Below are 20,152 nucleotides of genomic sequence, written 5' to 3' on the forward strand. Positions count from 1 at the left end.
CCCGCCGGTCCTCCCCCGGAACCCGCCCTGGCGTCCGCGCCGACCGTAGCCCAGGTCGCGACGGCAACCGCTCCCGCCCGGTCGGCCGTTCCCGGCTGACCGGGCGGTGACCTTCCCGGTACGGCGGCGGGGCGGCGGGTGTCGATGACCCACCGCCCCGCCGCACGGGCATGTCGCGCGGGCACGTCGCGCGGGCACGTCGCGCGGGCTGCGGCAACTCCGCCTCCGCCCGCGACTCTCAGCCCTTGCCCATGGACCCGAACCGCTCGTCCAGCACGGACAGCCGACGCCAGTACTCGTCCTCGTCGATCTCGCCGGAGGCGAAGCGGCGCCCGAGCACCGCGACCGGCGAATCGCCCAGCGGGCGCCCAGACTCCAGCGGACGCCAGGGGGCACCCCGCCCACGCCAGGCCGTACGGCGCAGCACGGTGACGGCTCCCACCACCACGGCCGCCCAGATCAGCGGGAAGAACAGGATCCAGGGGCCGGGTCCGCCGCCGCCCCAGTTCGCCAGGGTCTCCATCTCGGGTTCATCTCCTCGGTCGAGCACATGCATCGGGTGATGCTCCGAGACTCCCTCCGCACGGGGGTCCGGGTCGTCGTGCGGCGGGCGGCAGTGCGCGTACGACACGGGGAGTACGGCTCCTGAAACCGGGACCGGTCTCGCCTTCTGTACCTATCGGTATGTACAGTGACCGTATGAGCACCTCCGAGCGTCTGATCGAGTCCACCCGCGAGCTGCTGTGGGAGCGCGGCTACGTCGGCACGAGCCCCAAGGCGATCCTGGAGCGGTCGGGCGCCGGGCAGGGCAGCATGTACCACCACTTCCGGGGCAAGCAGGATCTCGCCCTGGCCGCGATCCGCCGGTCCGCCGACGAACTGGGCGCCACGGCCGAGCGGATCTTCGACGGTCCGGGGACGCCGTACGAGCGGATCGAGGCGTATCTGGTGCGCGAGCGCGACGTGTTGCGCGGCTGCCCGGTCGGACGGCTGACCATGGACCCCGAGGTGATCGCCAGCGACGAGCTGCGCGCCCCGGTGGACGAGGTGATCGCACGGATTCGCGGGCGGATCGCGCAACTGGTCGAAGAGGGCAAGCGGCAGGGGCGGTTCGCGCCCTCCCTGAACGGCGAGGAGGTCGGCGCCGCCGTGGTCGCGACCGTGCAGGGCGGCTACGTCCTGGCGCGAGCCTCCGGTTCCCCCGAGGCGTTCGACGCGGGTGTGCGGGGGCTGCTGTCGCTGCTCGCGCCGCCAACTGCCGCCGCCCGCGACTGACGTGCCGCCGACTCATCGAGAGGAACCGCCCCATGCACGCCCTCCAGTACGAGGTCACCCTCCCCGCCGACTACGACATGGCGGTGATCCGGGACCGCGTCGACCGGCTCGGGCATCTGCTGGACGACTGGGACGGCCTCGGCGTCAAGGCATACCTGGTGCGTGAGCGCGGCCGGTACGGCTCGCCGGTCAACCAGTACGCGCCCTTCTACCTCTGGGACACCTTCGACGGCATGAACCGCTTCCTGTGGGGCGGCGGCTTCCAGGGGCTCGCGAACGACTTCGGGCGGCCGTCAGTACAGCAGTGGACGGGTCTCGCCTACGAGTGCGGCACCGCCTCCCCCGCGTCCGCCGCGTTCGCGGTGCGGCACCGGCAACCGGTGCCGGAGGGCGTGGAGTTGGGCGCGTTCATGGAGGAGGCGGTGACGGAGGCGCTGCGGCTCGCGGGCGAGGACGGTGCCGTACTGGCGGCGGCAGCCGTGGACGCCCGCCACTGGGAGTTGGTGCGCTTCTCGGTGTGGGACCACGAATCCCCCAATGCGGAAGGGGACTTGTTCCAGGTACGGCATCTGTCCGCGCCCGGGCTCGACCGGCTCCCGCGCGGCAGGCAGTGGTAGCCGCGCAGGTGACGGCTTGTCAGCCGAGCGTGCCCAGGGGGTCGTCCAGCACCGGCTGCCAGGCGAGTTCGGCCGCGCCGACCAGGCTGTCGTGGTCCAGGGTGCACGGCAGGATGGGCACGCCGCCGCTCTGACCGCCCCACAGGCTGCGCTCGGCGACCACCGCGCAGAGCCGGTCGGGGTCGGCCTCCAGGAGGGTGCGGTGCAGTCCGCCGAGGATGATGCGGTCCGGGTTGAGGATGTTGACCAGTCCGGCGAGTCCCAGACCCAGGCGGTCGATCAGGGTCTCGGCGGCGCGGCGTACGGCCGGTTCGTCGTACCGGGTGCGCAGCAGGTCGGTCGCCTGCTGGAGCAGGGACACCTCGGGACCGGGGTCGAGACCCGCCTCGACCAGCAGGGCCAGCGGGTCGGCCTCGACGTCGAGACAGCCCCGGCTGCCGCAGTGGCAGGGGCGTCCCTCGGGGTTGACGGTGAGGTGGCCGACCTCCAGGGCGAGGCCCGAACTGCCGGTGTGCAGACGGCCGTCGAGGACCAGCGCGCCGCCGACGCCCCGGTGTCCGGTGGCCACGCAGAGCAGATCGCGGGCGCCGCGTCCGGCGCCGTGCCGGTGCTCGGCGAGGGCGGCGAGGTTGACGTCGTTGCCCGCGAACGCCGGGCCGGTGATCCCGGCGGCGCGCACGCACTCCACGAAGATCCGGCGCACCGGTTCGCCCACGGGCCAGGCCAGGTGCAGCGGGTTGAGGGCGAGACCGTCGGGTTCGGCGACGGCGGAGGGCACGGCGAGTCCGGCGCCCACGCAGCGGCGGCCGGTCGCGCGCAGCAGTTCGGCGCCCGCCTCGACGACGGTGCCGAGCACCTTGGCGGGGTCGGCGTCGACGGTCTCGCAGCCGGGCGTGGTCGCCACGATCCGGCCGCCGAGTCCGACCAGCGCGGCCCGGAAGCCGTCGGCGTGGATCTGCGCCGCGAGCGCGACCGGTCCGTCCTCGGCGACCTCAAGGCGGTGCGAGGGGCGCCCCTGGGAACCCGACGCAGCGGCGGGCCGCGCGTCCACCCGGATGAGACCGAGCGCCTCCAGCTCGGCGGCGACGGCGCCCGCCGTGGCGCGGGTGACGCCCAGCTCGGCGGTGAGGACGGCGCGGGTCGGCGCCCGGCCCGTGTGCACCAGTTCCAGCGCGGGGCCGAGGGCGCTGCGCCCGCGGTCGAGGCGCGCTCTCGTGGTGGTCTCTTCCCCCGCCTTCCGGGGGTCCGCCATGCCGGTCATGAGGGCGAGTCTCCCATGATCCGGGCCGCTCGTGGCGGGGTGTGCTCACCCGGCGGAGGACGGCAGTCCACTCACCCGCAGCGTGATGTTCAACCGCCCGGTGAGCCCCAGCGCGGGCGGCGCGGTACCGGGTCGTACGCGCGGCACGCCGTGGTACGCGAGCCGGGCGGGCCCGCCGAAGACGAACAGGTCCCCGCTGCGCAGCTCCACGTCGGTCCAGGGCTTGTTGCGGGTCTCGGTGTTGCCGAAGCGGAACACGCAGGTGTCCCCGAGGCTCAGCGACACCACCGGGGCGTCCGCGCGCTCGTCGGCGTCCCGGTGCATGCCCATGCGGGCGTCCGCGTCGTAGAAGTTGATCAGCGCGATGTCGTACGGCTCGCCGGGCAGCGCGTCCGGACCGAGGGCGCCCGCGACCGCGCGCCGGGCCAGGTCGTCCAGCCAGTCCGGGAAGGGCTTCACCGGGGAGCCGTCGCCGTCGACCGCCGTGGGGGCGTAGCCGTAGGGGTACCAGTGGCGGCCGAGGCAGACCTGGCGGGCGGTCATCGTGCCGCCGCCGGGGGTGTGGACCGTGCGCAGCCCGGCTGGTGGGCGGGCCCACTCGCGGCAGGCGGCGAGGAGCGTGCGCTGCGCGTCCGGGTCCAGCCAGTCCGGGACGTGCACGGCGCCCGGGGCGACCGCGTCCCGCTCGCGGGGGAACAGTTCCGCGTCCATGCGTCCCATCCTGCCCGACGCCTCCCTGCGTCCCCTCCTCCCCGGCAGCCGGGTCGACCCGGTCTGAGCTGGGGCTCGGCTAGCCTGGTGGGCGATGAACGACCGTATGACGACTCCGTGGGGCGAGCTGGACCTGACCCGCTTCCCCGACGACCCCCGCGACCGGCTGCGTGCCTGGGACGCCTCCGACGCCTATCTGCTGCGGCATCTGGCCGAGGAGGGGGTGGACCTGTCGGGCGAGGTCGTCGTGCTCGGCGACCGCTGGGGCGCGCTGGCGACGGCGCTCGCCCCGCACCGCCCCGCGCAGATCACCGACTCCTACCTGGGTCAGGAGGCGACCCGCGCGAACCTGGCGCGGGCGGGTGTCGAGCCCGGCGCGGTACGGCTGCTGACCACGCAGGACCCGGTGCCGGAGCGGGTGGACGTCCTGCTCGTGCGGGTGCCGAAGAGCCTGGCGCTTCTGGAGGACCAGCTCCACCGGCTCGCCCCGGCGGTGCACGCGGGGACGGTGATCGTCGGCACCGGCATGGTGAAGGACATCCACACCTCCACGCTCCAGCTCTTCGAGCGCGTCCTCGGACCGACCCGCACGTCGCTGGCCCGGCAGAAGGCGCGGCTGATCTTCTGCACCCCCGACCCGTCGCTGGTAAGGTCCGCGAACCCGTGGCCGTACGAGTACGCGCTGGAGGACGGCGTCGGCGCGGCGTCGGGGCGCCCTGTCGTCAACCACGCGGGCGTGTTCTGCGCCGACCGGCTGGACATCGGGACCCGGTTCTTCCTGGGGCATCTGCCCGCTCCGCGCGGTCGCCGCGTCGTGGACCTGGGCTGCGGCAACGGCGTGGTGGGTACGGCGATGGCGCTGGCCGACCCGGACGCCGAGGTGCTGTTCGTGGACGAGTCGTTCCAGGCGGTCGCCTCGGCGGAGGCGACGTACAAGGCCAACGGGGTGCCGGGGCACGCCGAGTTCCGGGTCGGGGACGGGCTGGCCGGGGTGGCGCCGGGCAGTGTGGACCTCGTGCTGAACAACCCGCCGTTCCACTCCCACCAGGCGACGACGGACGCGACGGCGTGGCGGATGTTCACCGGCGCCGAGCGCGCGCTGCGGGCGGGCGGTGAGCTGTGGGTGGTCGGCAACCGGCATCTGGGCTATCACGTGAAGCTGAAGCGGCTGTTCGGGAACTGCGAACTGGTCGCGAGCGACCCGAAGTTCGTCGTCCTGAAGGCCGTCAAGAAGGGCTAGCGGGCGTCCTGCCGAGGACGCCGATGATCCGGGCGACCTCGGCGGCCATCGCCTCCCGGCCCGCGCCGAGGTAGCCCCGGGAGTCGACGGCTTCGGGGCGTTCGGTGAGGTGGCGGCGGACGGCGCCGGTCAGGGCGGCGTTGAGCGCGGTGCCGACGTTGACCTTGCCGATGCCGCCCGCGACCGCGCGGGCCAGCGCGTCGTCCGGTACGCCGGAGGAGCCGTGCAGGACGAGCGGGACGGACAGCGTGGCGGAGAGGCGGCGCAGCAGCGTCTGGTCGAGGGTGGCGGTGCGGGTGGTCATGGCGTGCACGCTGCCGATGGCGACGGCGAGGGCGTCCACCCCGGTGTCCGCGACGAACTCGTACGCCTGGTCGGGATCGGTGCGGGCGCCCGGCGCGTGCGCGTCCAGCGGCGGTCTCCCGCCCTTGCCGCCGATCTGCCCCAACTCCGCCTCGATCCAGAGCCCTTGGCCGTGAGCCCAAGTGGCCGTGGCGCGGGTGGCGGCGAGGTTGTCGGCGTAGGGCAGCCCGGAGGCGTCGTACATCACCGAGCTGAACCCCGCCTCCGGCGCCTGGCGCAGCAGGTCGTCGCTCTGTATGTGGTCGAGGTGCAACGCGACGGGTACGGCGGCGTGTTCGGCGGCGGCGCGCGCCGCGCGGGCCAGCGGCAGGAGTCCTCCGGCGCGGAACTTGACGGTGTTCTCGCTGACTTGGAGGACCACGGGTGCCCGTGCGGTCTCGGCACCGGTGACGACGGCCTCGATGTGTTCCAGGGTGACGATGTTGAAGGCGGCGACGGCGGAGCCGGAGCGGGCCGCCCGGGTCACCAGGTCGCCGGTGGTGGCGAGGGGCACGGTGTCTCCCTTCCGGTGCCGGTCAGGGGGTGAGGATCACCGAGCGGGTGAGGTGTCGCGGCTGGTCGGCGTCGAGGTCCCGGACGGCGGCGACGGCGAGGGCGAGCCGCTGGGCGCGGGCCAGTTCGGCGAGCGGGTCGAGGGTGCCCTCGATCCAGCGGGCGCCGGTGGCTCTGACCTGCGCGGCGAGACCCTCGGGAGCCGGGCCGAACATCCAGGTGGCGGTGCCCGAGGTGCTGACGCTGATCGGGCCGTGCCGGTACTCCATCGCCGAGTACGCCTCGGTCCAGGACAGCGACGCCTCGCGCATCTTGAGCGCTGCCTCCTGGGCGAGTCCGATGGTCCAGCCCCGGCCGAGGAAGGTGAACTCCGCGCAGTGGGCGAGCCGTTCGGGCAAGGGGGCGGCGAGCGCGGTGCGCGCGTCCGTGACGACGGCGGGAGTGTGCAGACCGAGGTGGGCGCGCAGCAGGGTGAGCGCGGTGGTGGCGAACCGGGTCTGCACGACGGAGCGTTCGTCGGCGTAGTCGAGGACGATCAGCTCGTCGGCGGTCTCCTTGACGGGGGTGGCGGGGTCGGCGGTGAGCGCGGTGGTCGGTGTGTCCAACTCCGCGAGCAGGTCCAGCACTTCGGTGGTGGTGCCGGAGCGGGTGAGGGCGAGGACGCGGTCGTAGGAGCGTCCGCGCGGGAACTCCGAGGCGGGGAAGGCGTCCGTCTCTCCGTGTCCGGCTGCCTCGCGCAGGGCCGCCGCGGACTGGGCCATGAAGTACGAGGTGCCGCAGCCGGTGATCGCGACGCGCTCCCCCGGCGCGGGCAACGCGTCGGCGTAACGGGCCACTTCGGCGGCGGCGCGGGTCCAGCACTCGGGCTGGCTGTTCAGCTCGTGCTCGGCATGGCTCATGCCACGTCCTCCCCGTTGCTGATCGCTCCCGACGGTACAGCGGGCGTTCGCGCGTCTACAAGGAGCGTGCGCGGTACGGCGGGTACGCGGCGGTCACCCGAGCCAGCCAGGGCGCACGAGCCCGGACTCGTAGGCGAGGACGACGAGTTGAGCCCGGTCCCGGGCGCCGAGCTTCACCATGGCGCGGCTGACATGGGTCTTGGCGGTCAGGGGGCTGACGACCAGGCGGCGGGCGATCTCCTCGTTGGACAGACCGATGCCGACCAGCGCCATCACCTCGCGCTCCCGGTCGGTGAGCCGGGCGAGGGCGTCGGCGGCGGCCGGTTCCTTGGAGCGGGCCGCGAACTCCGCGATCAGCCTGCGGGTGACCCCGGGTGACAGCAGGGCGTCGCCGTCGACCACGGCCCGTACCGCGCGCACGAGTTCGTCCGGCTCGGTGTCCTTGACGAGGAAGCCGGAGGCGCCGGAGCGGATCGCCTCGAAGACGTACTCGTCGAGTTCGAAGGTGGTCAGCATGATCACCTTCACCTCGGCGAGGGCGGGGTCCTCGGTGATGTGGCGGGTCGCGGCGAGACCGTCCAGTACCGGCATCCGGATGTCCATGAGGACGACGTCGGGGCGCAGGGCGCGCACCTGGCGCAGCGCCTGCGCGCCGTCGGCCGCCTCCCCGGCGATCTCGATGTCGGGCTGTGCGCCGAGCAGCGCCCCGAACCCGGCCCGGACCAGCGACTGGTCGTCCGCGAGCAGCACCCGGATCACCGCGCCTCCCTGGTCCGCGCGGGCAGGACGGCGAGCACGCGGAAGCCGCCGTCGCCGCGCGGTCCCGCCTCGATGGTGCCGCCGAGCGCGGCGGCGCGTTCGCGCATCCCGGCGAGCCCGTTGCCGGTTCCGCCCGCGTCGGCGCCGGTGGCGGGTCCGTCGTCGTCCACGGTGAGGCGCAGCTCGTCCGCGCCCTGCTCGAAACGCACGCGCGCGTGCCGGGAGCCCGAGTGGCGTACGACGTTGGTGAGGGCTTCCTGGAGGATGCGGAAGGCGGCCAGGTCGGCGCCGGGCGGCAGGCTCGGGGGCTCGCCCGTGACCTCGACGGTGAGTCCGGCGGCGGCCGCCTGCTCGACCAGTTCGGGCAACCGGTCGAGACCGGGGGCGGGCGCGCGCGGGGCGGCGCCGGGGGCGCGCAGGGTGTCGAGGACCTGGCGCACCTCGCCGAGTGCCTCCTTGCTGGCGACGCGGATGGTGGTGAGCGCGGTGCGGGCCTGCTCGGGGTCCTTGTCGAGGAGCGCGAGTCCCATGCTGGCCTGGACGTTGATGACGGAGATGCTGTGCGCGAGCACGTCGTGCAGTTCGCGGGCGATCCGCAGCCGTTCCTCGTCCGCGCGGCGCTGGGCGGCGCGGGCGCGGTCCGCGCGTTCGCGCGCCCACTGTTCGCGCCGTACCCGGGCCAGTTCGGCGACGGCGACCACGGCGGCGACCCAGGTGGCGGCGACGATCTCCTGTCCGGCGCTCGCGCCGGAGTCCCCGGTCGGCGGGAGGTAGCGGTAGAGCCAGAGCGCGATCAGCAGATGCCCCGCCCAGAGCAGTCCGAGCGCGACCCAGGCGGCGCGCCGGTGCCCGGCGACGACCGCGCTGAAGCAGCCGACCGCGACGGTCAGGAACACGGGACCGTAGGGGTAGCCCGCCGCAAGGTAGGCGAGGGTGACGACGGACGTGGCGAAGGCGACGGCCACCGGATGGCGCCGCCGCCACAGCAGAGCGACCGAGGCGGCGACCAGCAGCACGCGCCCGGCGAGGTCCGGCGCTTCGCGGTGCGGCTGGGCGTGCGCGGCGAAGGACGACCCCGCGAGCACGACGGCGGTGATGAGCGCGGTGGAGAGCCAGGGCCACCGGGCGGCACGGTCACGGGACTCCGGGTCGCCGTCGGTCCGGTGCCACCAGGGCGGTCCGTACCGCCACCACCCGGGTCCGTGCTGCTCTTCCATGCCTGCCACGCTAGACGCCGCCGGGGTGCGGGGGCGTCGGCCGAGCGTGGTGATCACGTGTACTCCCCGGGGAGTACGGCGGACCGACGCGGCGAGTACGGGAGACCGGACCGAGGGACCTCACGCCCCCTTCAGCCCCACGCTCTCCCCCAGCCGCCCCGCCGCGTACCGGAAGAACTCCGCGCGGTCGGTCACCATCCTGTTGAACTGCCCGAACACCTCGAACCCGACCAGTCCGAACAGCTCGGACCAGGCGGCCACCAGCGCGGGCGCCGCCTCGGGGGGCAGGGACGGGGAGATGTCGGCGGCGAGGCGTTCGGCCTCGGGGCGCAGCTCGGCGGGGAGCGGCGGGAGCGCGGAGCCGGTGCCGTCCCGCCGGGCGTCGCCGACGATGCCGACGAGGAGCAGTCCGACGCGGGCGGCGGAGGGGACGGTGGTCGGGGGCGCGGCGTAACCGGGCACGGGCGAGCCGTAGATGAGCGCGTACTCGTGAGGGTGGTCGAGTGCCCAGGCGCGTACCGCCTCGCAGACGGTGGTCCAGCGGCGCAGCGGGGCCGTGCCGTCCGGGAGGGCAGCGTGGGCGGTCTCGGCGGTCTCACCGAGGGAGTCGTAGGCGTCGATGATGAGCGCGGTGAGCAGGTCGTCACGGCTCGGGAAGTAGCGGTAGAGCGCGGACGAGACCATGCCCAGTTCGCGTGCCACCGCCCGCAGGGAGAGCTTGGCGGCGCCGTCTGCCGCGAGCTGTCTGCGGGCGGCGTCCTTGATCGCCGCGGTGACCTCGGTCCTGGCTCGCGCGCGGGCGCCCTGTGTGGTGCTCATGCGACGAGTCTGCCATGGAACGAGAGCGGCGCCCACAAAAGAGAGCACCGCTCTTGCGCGAGAGCACTGATCTCGGCACACTGGAGGAAAGCGAGAGCACCGCTCTCCCACAGCATGGGGGTCGTCATGTCGTCTTCGTCGCCGTACTACGTCCAGGGCAGCCCGATGGCCGTCCGCTTCAACAACGTCATCGGCTGGCTCGCCCGGCACGGGCTCAGCTTCGCGGGCAGCGCCGAGCTGTCGGTGCGGGGTCGCAAGAGCGGCGTGATGCAGCGCGTCCCGGTCAATCCGCACACCTACGAGGGCGGGCAGTACCTGGTCTCCGCGCGCGGTCACTCCCAGTGGGTGCGCAACATGCGGGCGGCGGGCGGCGGGGAGCTGCGGGTCGGCCGCAAGCTGCGCACCTTCACGGCGGTGGAGCTGCCGGACGCCGAGAAGGTCGCGGTCATCCGGACCTATCTGGAGCGCTGGGGCTGGCAGGTGGACGCGTTCTTCGCGGGCGTGACCGCCAAGTCCTCCGACGCGGAGATCCTGGCGGCCGCCCCCGACCACCCGGTGTTCCGGATCACCGTCGCGGACTGACGGCGATCCCGGCGGCCGTCACGCGTCGACGGCCGTCACGAGTCCGCCGCCGTCACTCACCGGTGTTCGTCACGCACCCGCAGCCGTCACGAGTCGACGAGGTCCTCGTCCTCGTCCGTCATGGCCGCCGCCTGCCCCCGGTCGAGCAGGGCGATGGTGCGCTGGGCGAGCGGGCGGGACCTGACCATCTCGCCGAGCGAGGACGCGCCGCTCGTGATGTCCCGGAACGCCTTCCAGGCGGGGCGGAAGCCGGTCAGGGCGGCGTGGAAGAGCCCGGGGCGGCGTTCGAACGCGGCCAGCAGCCGCTTGCCGACGCTCATCTCCACCCCGAGTCCCGCCTTGACGGCGAACGCGTAGTTCAGGGCCTGGCGGCGGGTGTCCACGGCGTCGTGCGCCTCGGCGATCCGCACCGCCCACTCCCCCGCGAGGCGGCCCGAGCGCAGCGCGAAGGAGATGCCCTCACGGGTCCAGGGTTCGAGCAGCCCCGCCGCGTCGCCGCAGACCAGCACCCGTCCCCGGGAGAGCGGGGAGTCCTCGGCGCGGCAGCGGGTCAAGTGCCCGGAGGAGACGCTGGGTTCGAATCCGGCGAGACCGAGCCGGGCGATGAAGTCCTCCAAGTACCGCTTGGTGGCGGCGCCTTCGCCGCGCCGGGAGATCACGCCGACGGTCAGGGTGTCGCCCTTGGGGAAGACCCAGCCGTAACTGCCGGGCAGCGGACCCCAGTCGATGAGCACCCGGCCCTTCCAGTCCTCGGCGACGGTGTCCGGCACCGGGATCTCCGCCTCGAGACCGAGGTCGACCTGGTCCATCTTGACGCCGACGTGCGCCCCTATCCGGCTGGCGCTGCCGTCGGCGCCGACGACCGCGCGGGCCAGCACCGTCTCGCCGCCCTGGAGCACCACGGCGACCGTGCGCCGGTCCGGGACCGCCGAGCCGTGCTGCTCGACGCGCTGCACGGTGGCGCCGGTGCGCAGTTCGGCGCCGGCCTTCTGCGCGTGCTCGACCAACTGCTGGTCGAACTCGGGCCGGTTGATGAGCCCGAAGAGCATCTGCTTCGAGCGCCGGGTGCGGGTGAAGCGGCCGTTGTGCGCGAACGTGACCGCGTGCACCCGGTCCTTGAAAGGCAGTTCGAAGCCGGGCGGCAGCGCGTCGCGGGAGGGGCCGATGATGCCGCCGCCGCAGGTCTTGTAGCGGGGCAGTTCGGCCTTCTCCAGCAGCAGGACCCGCCGTCCCGCGACCGCCGCCGCGTAGGCGGCCGAGGCCCCCGCGGGTCCCGCGCCCACCACGACGACGTCCCAGACCCGCTGCACGCCGTCCGCCGAAGAGTTCTCGCCGCTCACGATGGTCTACCGCTCCGATCCAGCCGATGCCGCTCTCCCGGGCTCCCGGCCGCACCGGAGCGGGGAAACCCATGTCATCCGGCATCCTACGGCGATCACCGCCGGAGCCCACTGTGGGAGGATCGGGGGTATCCCAGCAGTTCAACGTCGCGAAAACAGCGTCGCACCCACGAGGAGCGTGCCCCATGCCGTCGAATTCGGTCGCCGAGACCGTCGTCTCGCTCATGCCCCGCGCCAAGGCGGAGCTGACCGAGCTGGTCGCCTTCAAGTCGGTGGCGGACTTCGAGCAGTTCCCCAAGAGCGAGAGCGAGGGTGCCGCGAACTGGATCGCGGACGCGCTGCGCGCCGAGGGCTTCACCGACGTGGCGCTCCTCGACACCCCGGACGGCACCCAGTCGGTCTACGGCTACCTGCCCGGACCCGAGGGCGCGAAGACCGTCCTGCTCTACGCCCACTACGACGTGCAGCCGCCGCTGGACGAGGCCGCGTGGACGACTCCGCCGTTCGAGCTGACCGAGCGGAACGGCCGCTGGTACGGGCGCGGCAGCGCCGACTGCAAGGGCGGCCTGATCATGCACCTGCTGGCGCTGCGCGCCCTCAAGGCGGACGGCGGCGTCCCGGTCGGCGTCAAGGTGATCGTGGAGGGCTCGGAGGAGCAGGGCACCGGCGGTCTGGAGCGCTACGCCGAGCAGCACCCCGAGCTGCTGACGGCCGACGCGATCGTGATCGGCGACGCGGGCAACTTCCGCGTCGGTCTGCCGACCGTGACCAGCACCCTGCGCGGTATGACGCTGGTGCGCGTCCAGGTCGACACCCTCGCCGGGAACCTGCACTCGGGCCAGTTCGGCGGCGCCGCCCCGGACGCGCTCGCCGCGCTGATCCGGGTCCTGGACTCGCTGCGCGCCGAGGACGGCTCGACCACGGTGGACGGCCTCGCGGCCGCCGAGCACTGGGACGGTCTGGAGTACACCGAGGAGCAGTTCCGCTCGGACGCCAAGGTGCTGGACGGCGTCGGTCTGATCGGCGACGGTTCGGTGGCGGACCGCATCTGGGCCCGTCCCGCCGTCACGGTGCTCGGCATCGACTGCCCGCCGGTCGTCGGCGCGACCCCGTCGGTGCAGTCGAGCGCCCGCGCGCTGATCAGCCTCCGGGTGCCGCCGGGCGCGGACGCCACCGAGGCGTCCAAGCTGCTCCAGGCGCACCTGGAGACGCACGTGCCGTGGGGCGCCCGGGTCAGCACCGAGCAGATCGGCAGCGGCCAGCCCTTCCGCGCCGACACCACCAGCCCCGCCTACCAGGCGATGGCCACCGCCATGGCCGCCGCCTACCCGGGCGAGACCATGCAGTACGCGGGCCAGGGCGGCTCCATCCCGCTCTGCAACACCCTCGCCGCCCTCTACCCCGAGGCGGAGATCCTGCTGATCGGCCTCAGCGAGCCCGAGGCCCAGATCCACGCGGTCGACGAGAGCGTGTCCCCGGAGGAGCTGGAGCGCCTCTCGATCGCCGAGGCCCTGTTCCTCCAGGAGTACGCGGCGAACTGACCCGCCTTCCGTGACGGCCCCCGGCAGGAAACACCGCCGGGGGCCGTTCCGCTACGCCTCGTACACCCGCCCGAGCAGCCGCAGGAGCTGACGGCTCTCCTCGGCGCCGAGCGGTGCCAGGAGTTCGGCGTTTGCTTGCTCGGTCAGCTCCGCGCAGCGCTCCAGGGTCTTCAGCCCCGCCGGGGTCACCCGCACCGCGTTCTTGCGCCGGTCCCCGGGGTCGGGTTCGCGCACCGCGAGTCCGGCGTCCTCCAGGTGGTTGAGCACCAGGACCACGTCCTTGGCGTCGAAGCCGAGGCGCCGGACCAACTCCGCCTGGGCGAGCGGCCCGTACTCGGCGACCGCCGCGAGCACCGCGTGCTGCGGCAGCTTCAGCCCCTCCTCCGCGATCGCGTCCCCCACCAGCTTCCGCCCACGCGCCGCGACCCGGCCCAGCAGCCAGCTCGGCATGGACTGGATGTGCGCGAGAGGGCGCGGAGCCTCACTGCGAGTCATGGCGGCAGCGTAGCCGCAATTCATTGGACTTCCCAACGATGTGCGCTCTAGCCTCCATTCCGTTGGAATGCCCAACGACTTGCTCCCGTGGAGGTGTCCATGCGCCGCGTCCGGTACGAGGTCAACGGCGGCCCGGAGGTCCTGTTCACCGAGGAGGCGCCCGCTCCCGCACCCGGTCCCGGTGAGCTGCTGGTCCGCTCCGAGGCGATCGGGGTCACCCTGCCCGCCGTCCGCAAGGTCCGCGAGGGTACGGAGCCCGGACCGCTGGGCGGAGAGGTGGCGGGGCATGTCGTCGCCGTCGGGGAGGGTGTCACCGGCTTCGCGGCGGGCGACCGGGTCACCGGCCTGTGCTTCTCCCACGCGTACGCCGAACTCGCCCTGCTGCACGAGCGGATGGCGTCCCACGTCCCCCCGGAGGCGACCTCGGCCGAGGCGGTGGCACTCGTCCGCAGCGGTCTTGTGGCACGCGGCGCCTACGAGGCGTCCCGCCCCCGCGCGGGCGAGACGGTCCTCGTCACGGCGGCGGCCGGCACGACCGGCGGACTCGCCCTCCAGTACGCGCGGGCGGGCGGCGCCTCCCGCGTGGTCGCGGCGGTGAGCAGTCGCGAAAAAGCCGACTTCGTACGGTCGTTGGGCGCCGACGAGGTGGTCCTCTACCCGGACGAGAGCTGGGGCGAGCCGGTGGACGTGGTGCTCGACGGAGTGGGCGGGGACGTCCTCCACTCCGCCGTACGCGCCCTGGCTCCCAACGGTCGTCTGATCGCCTACAGTTCGGGCGGCGGCACGGTCGACGCCCATCAACTGCTCTTCAGAAGCGCCTCGGTGACGGGTTTCCAGATGGCCGCCGTCGCCCGCGCCCAGCCCGAGCTGTACACCCGTTGGCTCACCGAAGTCTGGGACCACTACCGCCAAAGGGCCTTGCGCCCCAGCGTGTTCGCGCGCCTCCCGCTCGCTGACGCCTCGGAGGCGCACCGGATCATCGAGTCCCGCCGCAACCTCGGCAAGGTGGTCCTGGTGCCGTAGACCGGGTCAGCCGACCGGTGTCCCCGCCTCCAGGTAGATCGCCGCTCCCCGCTCACGCGCCCGCAGGGCCCAGCGGAGGCGTTCGTAGCGGACCGGGGGGAGCATACCGGCGGCGTCGTGTTCGGAGGCGAAGCGCCAGGCGCGCAGTTCGGGTCCGGGGAGGTGGACGCGGGCGGCTTCGGCGGGGTCGAGGCGGCCGCCGTCGAAGAGGAGGCGCAGACCGCCGTAGCCGGGCGGGTCGGGGCGTTCCCAGTCGACGACGAGCAGCCGGGGCACCTCGCGCAGCCGTATGCCGGTCTCCTCGGCGACCTCGCGCATCCCGGCGCGGGCAGGTGCCTCGCCGGGTTCGACGACGCCGCCGGGGAACTCCCAGCCGGGCTTGTAGGTGGGGTCGACGAGGAGCACCTGGTCGTGTTCGTCGAAGAGGAGCACCCCGGCCGCCAGGGTCTCGGCGGTGGGCTCCGGGGTCTGCACGATGTCGCAGGGGCGGGCCGCGCCGCTGCCGATGGCCTCGGTGACGCACAGGGCGGCTTCGCGCGGTGTGAGGGCGCCGGTGTCGATCGGGTGGGCGTCGACGGCGAGCCAGGAGGCGAACGCGGCGTGGAAGGGCTCGATGTGGTCGTAGGACCACTGGCGCACCCGCATCTCGCCGTCGGGGAGGTCCGGCGGTACCTCCCGGGCGGCTATGCGCTCGCGCAGGATCGTTTCGGCCGGGGCGAGCACCAGGTGGCGCACGGCGATGCGGCGGGCGGCGAGACCGCCGAAGATCTCGTCGCGGTACTCCTGGCGCAGCAGGGTCATCGGCACGACGAGCGTGCCGCCCAGCTCGGCGAGCATCGCCGCCGCCGTGTCGACGACCAGGCGGCGCCAGATCGGCAGGTCCTGGAAGTCACCGACCTCGGCCAGGTGCTTGGCGGGCAGCAGCCGGGACAGCTCCGCGCCGATGATCTCGGGGTCGAAGAGCGTGCTGTTCGGGATCAGTTCGATCAGTTCCCGTGCGGTGGTGGTCTTGCCCGCACCGAACGCGCCGTTGATCCAGACGACGGTCACGGTTCCCCCTCTTCTGTTGGCCCCCTGGGGCTTGCCCGTTCCACCCTGCCACGGAAACCACCTCCAGTTGAGGGCGCACAGCGTGGCGCCGGCACCCCCGCGACAGGGGTACCGGCGCCGTACTCGTCGGTGTCAGGCCGTACCGAGCGTGCCCTCGTCCAGGTCCAGGCTCTCCTGGCTGACGAGGTGATCGACCGTGCCCAGGGTGTCGGTGACCCTGAGGTCCTTCAGCGCGCCGTCCTCGGTCGCGTGGGACGGGGTGATGGCGGCCACGACGAATCCGGTGGCGAGGCTGGCGATGGCGAGCATGCTGCGCTTCTTCATGCCCTGATCAACTGCCACGGCGCCCGGAGGTCACGCGGCCCGCAGGCGGGAATGCGTGCCACCGGCCGAAGACGCCCGAAAGGCGTGCGGCGACTCCCCGTCCTGTCGGTGGGTAAGCCGCCGCACGCCTTTCGGCGCGGAATGCGCCGCGCGTCAGTCCTGCGCGGCGTCCTTCAGCTTCTCCTTGGCCTGGCGGGCGTCGCCCACGACCTGCTCGGCGCGGCCCTCGGCGGTCAGCTTCTCGTTGCCCACCGTGCGGCCCGCGGCCTCCTTGACCTTGCCGCCGGCCTGCTCGGTCGCCGCCTTGGCCTTCTCGCTGGCGCTCATGCCGCTCACCTTTCGCCGTGCCGTTGTTTCCTGATGGGAGGCGAATGGCCGCGACTGCACGACGCAAACCCCTTGAGCGGAAATCGATGTGCCCTGGGTCCCCGCCGTCTCGCGGAGCTGACGACGGCGCAAATCAACGACGACTTCCCGGAAGTCCGGTGATCTAACTCTGTTTTCGTGCGCATGTGTGACGGGGTTGGGGACATTAGGCGGTCAGGAGGTTGATAAACATGGTTCCCCTGATTCTGGTTCTGCTTCTGGCCCTTATTCTTTTCGGTGCGGGTTTCGCGCTGAAGGCCCTCTGGTGGATCGCGGTCGTCGTTCTCGTCCTGTGGCTGCTCGGCTTCATCGTCCGTCCTGCCGGCAGTGGCGGCCGCAAGGGTCGCTGGTACCGCTGGTAGAGCGCCGCGGGCGCGATTCCCCACCGCCCTACGTGAAGTGGCCCCGCCGAGATCGGCCGGGCCACTTCACGTCTCGGTGCTCGTCGGTGGTGCGGTGAGGTGGTCGAGAACGTTGGTGAGCTGCAGCATGCGGTCGAGGTGGGGCGGCCGGTTGTCCAGGTGCAGGGTGGCGCCGAGGGCGCTGGTGCGGCGGTGGATCATCAGCAGGGCCGTCAGTCCGGAGGAGTCGATGTGCGCCAGCTCGCGGAAATCGAGTCGTACGTCCCGTGGGGCGGGACGGGTGGCCCTCAGCTCCTGGCTGACCTCGTCGAGGAGGTCGTCGCTGGTGTCGTGATCGAGTTCACCGCCGATCAGCACGAAGAGCGTGCCGGGCTCGTGGCGGAAGGACAGAGTGAATTCACTGGGCGTCAGGTGTGTCATGCGTGTATGCCGGGGCCGGGGACGGGACAGGTGAGGTGGTCGTTCAGGGCGTTCGCGCCGTGCTCGAGCAGTTTCACGGTGCGCGGGAAGTCACGGAGCCGCTCGGCCAGGGCGTCCAGGGCGGCCGACAGCGAAGGGGCGGGCACGCCCCGGACGGTGAGGATCCCGGCGGTCCAGGTGACGAACGTCGTGAACAGCGCGGGGTCGTCGACGTAGAGGGCGGTGGCCAGGAAGTCGACGACATGGGCGATGTCCTCGGCGGTGCGTTCGTGCTGGGCGCCGCTGTAGGCGCGCAGGGCGGGAAAGCGGTGCTCCAGGTCGGCCAGTGCCTGCCGGACGAGCTGCGGCCGGGACCGGGCGACCAGGGTGTACTCCTGGTCGGCCAGATGCGGCAGGTCGTCCACGGCGTGCCGGATCGCCGAGGCGTCCGGGCGCGGTATGCCGCGCTCCAGGGCGGCGGCCGCGGCACGCGCGTCGGGCGCCCACCGGTCCGCCTTCAGAGCGGTGGCGTAGCGACCGTCGGGACCGAAGGCAGGACCACCGGCCAGGACGGGGACGCCGATGGACTGGCAGGCGGTGATGGCGGCGTGCGCCGTCGGCAGGTGGGTGGGGATCGACGCGGACAGCAGGACCGCGTCGGCGTTGGTGAGGTGCAGATGGGAGATCAGATGCGGGGTGGGGGTCTGGGCGCCGAGGTAGTCCACCCGCCAGCCGCGCAGGGCGAGGACCTCGGCGACCAGGCGGGCGGGCAGCGCGTGCCATTCGCCGTCCACACAGCTCACCGTCACCCGGCCGCGATCGGCGGTCCGCCGGTCGGCGCCGGGGCGGTGGGCGAGGGTGGCGATGACCCGCTCGTTGATGGCGGTGGCGGCGTGCTCCTGGGCCACGCTGATCCGGTCGGCCGCCCATTCGCGCCCGACTCTCTCCTGCACGGGTGCGATGACCTGAAGCAGCAGGGTCTCCTCGTCCACTCCCCCGGCCAGGGCGTCGTGGACGGTCGCGGCGGCCCGGCGCTCGTCGCCGTCGGCGACCGCCTGCCACAACTGCTCCACCGTGGCATCGATTCCGGCGGTCTCGCTCACCGGGTGGTCCCCTCGACCGGTCCGCCGTCCGCCTGCCTGTCGTCCGCCCTGCCGTCGTCCGCCTGCCCGTCGACGACGCTCGGCGCGCCGGTGCGCGGGGCGGTGACGGCCATGACGGCCATGTCGTCGTGGCGGCCGCTGCCGAGCCACTGGGAGACCAGCATCTGTACCCGCTCGACCACCGCCTCCGCCGGAAGACCGGCGCACTCGGCGAGCGCCCGCTTCAGCCGGTCCTCGCCGAAGAGGTCGTCCCCCAGCGGACCGCCGCGAGCCTCGGTGATGCCGTCGGTGTACAGCAGGCAGGTCTCGCCGGGTGCGAGGTCCGTCTCGACGGTGCGCGCGGTCACCGTGGGCAGCGCGCCGACCAGGGTGCCCCGGGTTTCCGCCTCCTCCACGCTGCCGTCGGCGCGGACGATGAGCGGTGGCATGTGTCCGGCGCTGGTCAGCCGCAGTCGTACCCGGCCGTCGCGGCGTCGTACGGACGCCAGTGTGAGGGTGGCGAAGCGGGCGTGGTGAGAGGTGAGCAGCGCGCTGTTGAGCAGGTTGAGGATGTGCTCGTGGTCGTCGGCGAGGGGCAGCAGGGCGTGCAGCGTGTTGCGTATCTTGCCGGTCAGGACCGCCGCGTTCAGACCCTTGCCCGCCACGTCGCCGAGGACGACGAGCGTCTCCTCGTCGGGTCCGGCGCCGGGGTGGACGTCGTAGAAGTCGCCGCCGACGCGCTCGTGGTCGGCGGAGCTGCGGTAGCCGCCTGCGTACTCCACGCCGTGCACCGTGCGCAGCGCCGGTGGCAGGAGGTCCTGCATGAGGGTGGCGGTGATCGTGGCCTGCTCGGTGTAGAGGCGGGCGGCGGACAGGGCCGCCCCGGCGCGTGCGGCGAACAGGCGGGCGAAGATCTCCTCGCCCTCGGTGAACGCCTGCTCGGTGCTGGAGCGCAGCAGGATGAGCGCGCCGGCCGGGACGCCGTGTCCGGGCAGCGGTGTGACGATCACGGAGCCGACCGGTCCGGCGAAACCGTCCGGGACGGCCCAGTCGGGGATGTCGGCGGGGTTGATCCAGCGGGCGGGCACCGGCGGGAAGCCCTGCAGCGCCTCCCGCAGTCCGGGCACACCGGCGAGGTCGACCTGCCGGGTGGTCTGCACGACGGGACCACCCCGGCAGGCGTAGGTGAGGGAGAAGCGCCGGCCCCGGGGCGGCGCGATCAGGACGGCGGCTTCGGCGAGATGTTCCGCGGCCATGGCGGCGGCCACCTCCATGCACCGCGGCACGTTGAGCGTGGACAGCAGGGTGCTGGACGTCTCCGAGAGCACCGCGGAGCGCCGTCGGGCGTCGCTGAGCGCCCTCTCGGCCAGGCGGCGGTCGGTGTCGTCGACCAGCCACCACACCACGTCACCCTCGATGACCGTGGGGTGCGCCTCGAAGAACCGGTCGCCGATGGCTCCGTACGGGACCTTCGTGCCCGTACCCGGGGAGTGTGCGGCGAGGACGCGCCGATGGGCGTCCGCGAGCCAGGCGGGAACCTGCTCGGAGAGCCGGGCGCCGCTCACCGCGTCCGGCAGTACCTGCCGGGCGGCATCGTTCAGGCGCCCCAGCCGTCCGTGCCGGTCGGTGACCAGCACGGGATAGGGGGCATCAGTCCACGCGGGCCCGATGTCCAGGCCCGCCTCGGACGGAAGGGCGGAAAAGCTGTGGGACGCAGTCACAAATACAGGCACGCACGGTGCGCACCACACCACCTTCCTGTCAGTCGGAAACAGTTCTCCTCGCGCAACCGTCCCGCACCGGGCACAGCCTTTGCAACCAGCGCAGCACATACACACGCAACCGCCACAAAAGGTCCCGGGCGCGCACGCCGGGACCGCCCGCGGCGATCGAACCGGGGGCACCGCGGTGAAGAGGATCACCGACCGGACCGGT

Annotated in this window: 23 protein-coding genes; 7 read left to right on the forward strand and 16 right to left on the reverse strand. The window is 73.1% G+C overall.

Annotated elements, in window-relative coordinates; all coding sequences use genetic code 11:
- Positions 1-238 precede the first annotated feature (238 nt).
- Complete coding sequence (locus IF655_RS03085) at positions 239-523, reverse strand: SHOCT domain-containing protein (protein ID WP_199581925.1); 285 nt, start codon at positions 521-523, stop codon at positions 239-241.
- Between the two features lie 161 nt (positions 524-684).
- Between IF655_RS03085 and IF655_RS03090 the strand changes: the two genes are divergently transcribed.
- Positions 685-1,275, forward strand: coding sequence for a TetR/AcrR family transcriptional regulator (locus IF655_RS03090; RefSeq protein WP_199581926.1), 591 nt, complete (start codon positions 685-687; stop codon positions 1,273-1,275).
- Positions 1,276-1,307: 32 nt separating this feature from the next.
- Positions 1,308-1,892 carry a DUF4865 family protein gene (locus IF655_RS03095; protein WP_199581927.1) on the forward strand — a complete coding sequence of 195 codons (585 nt, stop codon included), beginning with the start codon at positions 1,308-1,310 and terminating at the stop codon, positions 1,890-1,892.
- A 19-nt stretch (positions 1,893-1,911) separates the two neighbouring features.
- On the opposite strand, the gene IF655_RS03100 is transcribed toward IF655_RS03095, so the two are convergent.
- The gene (locus IF655_RS03100) at positions 1,912-3,153 is read right to left on the reverse strand and encodes an ROK family protein (RefSeq protein WP_199581928.1); all 1,242 of its coding nucleotides are present in this window, start codon (positions 3,151-3,153) and stop codon (positions 1,912-1,914) included.
- A gap of 45 nt (positions 3,154-3,198) precedes the next feature.
- Positions 3,199-3,864, reverse strand: coding sequence for an alpha-ketoglutarate-dependent dioxygenase AlkB (locus IF655_RS03105; RefSeq protein WP_199581929.1), 666 nt, complete (start codon positions 3,862-3,864; stop codon positions 3,199-3,201).
- Positions 3,865-3,970: 106 nt separating this feature from the next.
- Here IF655_RS03105 and IF655_RS03110 point away from each other — a divergent pair, with 106 nt between their 5' ends.
- Entirely contained in the window at positions 3,971-5,104 is a 1,134-nt protein-coding gene (locus IF655_RS03110) for a methyltransferase (protein WP_199582342.1), read from the forward strand.
- Here the strand turns inward: IF655_RS03110 and IF655_RS03115 are convergent.
- From IF655_RS03115 to IF655_RS03135, 5 genes are all read right to left on the reverse strand, one after another.
- The gene (locus IF655_RS03115) at positions 5,091-5,960 is read right to left on the reverse strand and encodes a class II fructose-bisphosphate aldolase (RefSeq protein WP_199581930.1); all 870 of its coding nucleotides are present in this window, start codon (positions 5,958-5,960) and stop codon (positions 5,091-5,093) included. The genes IF655_RS03110 and IF655_RS03115 overlap by 14 nt on opposite strands.
- A gap of 22 nt (positions 5,961-5,982) precedes the next feature.
- Complete coding sequence (locus tag IF655_RS03120) at positions 5,983-6,858, reverse strand: SIS domain-containing protein (RefSeq protein ID WP_199581931.1); 876 nt, start codon at positions 6,856-6,858, stop codon at positions 5,983-5,985.
- Positions 6,859-6,951: 93 nt separating this feature from the next.
- A complete protein-coding gene (locus tag IF655_RS03125; RefSeq protein ID WP_199581932.1) occupies positions 6,952-7,617 on the reverse strand; it encodes a response regulator transcription factor in 666 nt (221 codons plus the stop codon).
- A complete protein-coding gene (locus tag IF655_RS03130; RefSeq protein ID WP_199581933.1) occupies positions 7,614-8,834 on the reverse strand; it encodes a sensor histidine kinase in 1,221 nt (406 codons plus the stop codon). The genes IF655_RS03125 and IF655_RS03130 overlap by 4 nt, the downstream gene beginning before the upstream one ends.
- Before the next feature lie 120 nt (positions 8,835-8,954).
- Positions 8,955-9,653, reverse strand: a complete 699-nt coding sequence (locus tag IF655_RS03135) for a TetR/AcrR family transcriptional regulator (protein WP_199581934.1) — start codon at positions 9,651-9,653, stop codon at positions 8,955-8,957.
- Positions 9,654-9,779: 126 nt separating this feature from the next.
- Between IF655_RS03135 and IF655_RS03140 the strand changes: the two genes are divergently transcribed.
- The gene (locus tag IF655_RS03140; RefSeq protein WP_242488519.1) at positions 9,780-10,235 is read left to right on the forward strand and encodes a nitroreductase family deazaflavin-dependent oxidoreductase; all 456 of its coding nucleotides are present in this window, start codon (positions 9,780-9,782) and stop codon (positions 10,233-10,235) included.
- An 86-nt stretch (positions 10,236-10,321) separates the two neighbouring features.
- On the opposite strand, the gene IF655_RS03145 is transcribed toward IF655_RS03140, so the two are convergent.
- Positions 10,322-11,575, reverse strand: coding sequence for a geranylgeranyl reductase family protein (locus IF655_RS03145; protein ID WP_199581936.1), 1,254 nt, complete (start codon positions 11,573-11,575; stop codon positions 10,322-10,324).
- Between the two features lie 185 nt (positions 11,576-11,760).
- Here IF655_RS03145 and IF655_RS03150 point away from each other — a divergent pair, with 185 nt between their 5' ends.
- Positions 11,761-13,116 carry a dipeptidase gene (locus IF655_RS03150; protein WP_199581937.1) on the forward strand — a complete coding sequence of 452 codons (1,356 nt, stop codon included), beginning with the start codon at positions 11,761-11,763 and terminating at the stop codon, positions 13,114-13,116.
- Between the two features lie 51 nt (positions 13,117-13,167).
- On the opposite strand, the gene IF655_RS03155 is transcribed toward IF655_RS03150, so the two are convergent.
- Complete coding sequence (locus IF655_RS03155; RefSeq protein ID WP_199581938.1) at positions 13,168-13,611, reverse strand: MarR family winged helix-turn-helix transcriptional regulator; 444 nt, start codon at positions 13,609-13,611, stop codon at positions 13,168-13,170.
- Between the two features lie 99 nt (positions 13,612-13,710).
- Between IF655_RS03155 and IF655_RS03160 the strand changes: the two genes are divergently transcribed.
- Positions 13,711-14,634: a zinc-binding dehydrogenase gene (locus IF655_RS03160; RefSeq protein WP_199581939.1), complete on the forward strand. Its 924-nt coding sequence runs from the start codon at positions 13,711-13,713 to the stop codon at positions 14,632-14,634.
- Positions 14,635-14,640: 6 nt separating this feature from the next.
- Here IF655_RS03160 and IF655_RS03165 read toward each other — a convergent pair whose 3' ends face one another.
- From IF655_RS03165 to IF655_RS03175, 3 genes are all read right to left on the reverse strand, one after another.
- Positions 14,641-15,684 carry an NUDIX hydrolase gene (locus tag IF655_RS03165; RefSeq protein ID WP_199581940.1) on the reverse strand — a complete coding sequence of 348 codons (1,044 nt, stop codon included), beginning with the start codon at positions 15,682-15,684 and terminating at the stop codon, positions 14,641-14,643.
- Positions 15,685-15,816: 132 nt separating this feature from the next.
- A complete protein-coding gene (locus IF655_RS03170) occupies positions 15,817-16,008 on the reverse strand; it encodes a hypothetical protein (protein ID WP_199581941.1) in 192 nt (63 codons plus the stop codon).
- Positions 16,009-16,161: 153 nt separating this feature from the next.
- Positions 16,162-16,335, reverse strand: coding sequence for a CsbD family protein (locus IF655_RS03175; RefSeq protein WP_199581942.1), 174 nt, complete (start codon positions 16,333-16,335; stop codon positions 16,162-16,164).
- Positions 16,336-16,565: 230 nt separating this feature from the next.
- Between IF655_RS03175 and IF655_RS03180 the strand changes: the two genes are divergently transcribed.
- A complete protein-coding gene (locus IF655_RS03180) occupies positions 16,566-16,736 on the forward strand; it encodes a hydrophobic protein (RefSeq protein WP_199581943.1) in 171 nt (56 codons plus the stop codon).
- A gap of 66 nt (positions 16,737-16,802) precedes the next feature.
- On the opposite strand, the gene IF655_RS03185 is transcribed toward IF655_RS03180, so the two are convergent.
- Genes IF655_RS03185 through IF655_RS03195 form a run of 3 tightly spaced genes read right to left on the reverse strand, consistent with a single transcriptional unit; the run spans position 16,803 to position 19,938 of the window.
- The gene (locus IF655_RS03185; protein ID WP_199581944.1) at positions 16,803-17,156 is read right to left on the reverse strand and encodes an STAS domain-containing protein; all 354 of its coding nucleotides are present in this window, start codon (positions 17,154-17,156) and stop codon (positions 16,803-16,805) included.
- A complete protein-coding gene (locus IF655_RS03190; protein WP_199581945.1) occupies positions 17,153-18,238 on the reverse strand; it encodes a B12-binding domain-containing protein in 1,086 nt (361 codons plus the stop codon). The genes IF655_RS03185 and IF655_RS03190 overlap by 4 nt, the downstream gene beginning before the upstream one ends.
- Positions 18,235-19,938, reverse strand: coding sequence for a SpoIIE family protein phosphatase (locus tag IF655_RS03195; RefSeq protein ID WP_374100161.1), 1,704 nt, complete (start codon positions 19,936-19,938; stop codon positions 18,235-18,237). The genes IF655_RS03190 and IF655_RS03195 overlap by 4 nt, the downstream gene beginning before the upstream one ends.
- Positions 19,939-20,152: the final 214 nt, after the last annotated feature.

The sequence above is a fragment of the Streptomyces sp. DSM 110735 genome (assembly GCF_016482685.1).
Taxonomy (GTDB): domain Bacteria; phylum Actinomycetota; class Actinomycetes; order Streptomycetales; family Streptomycetaceae; genus Streptomyces.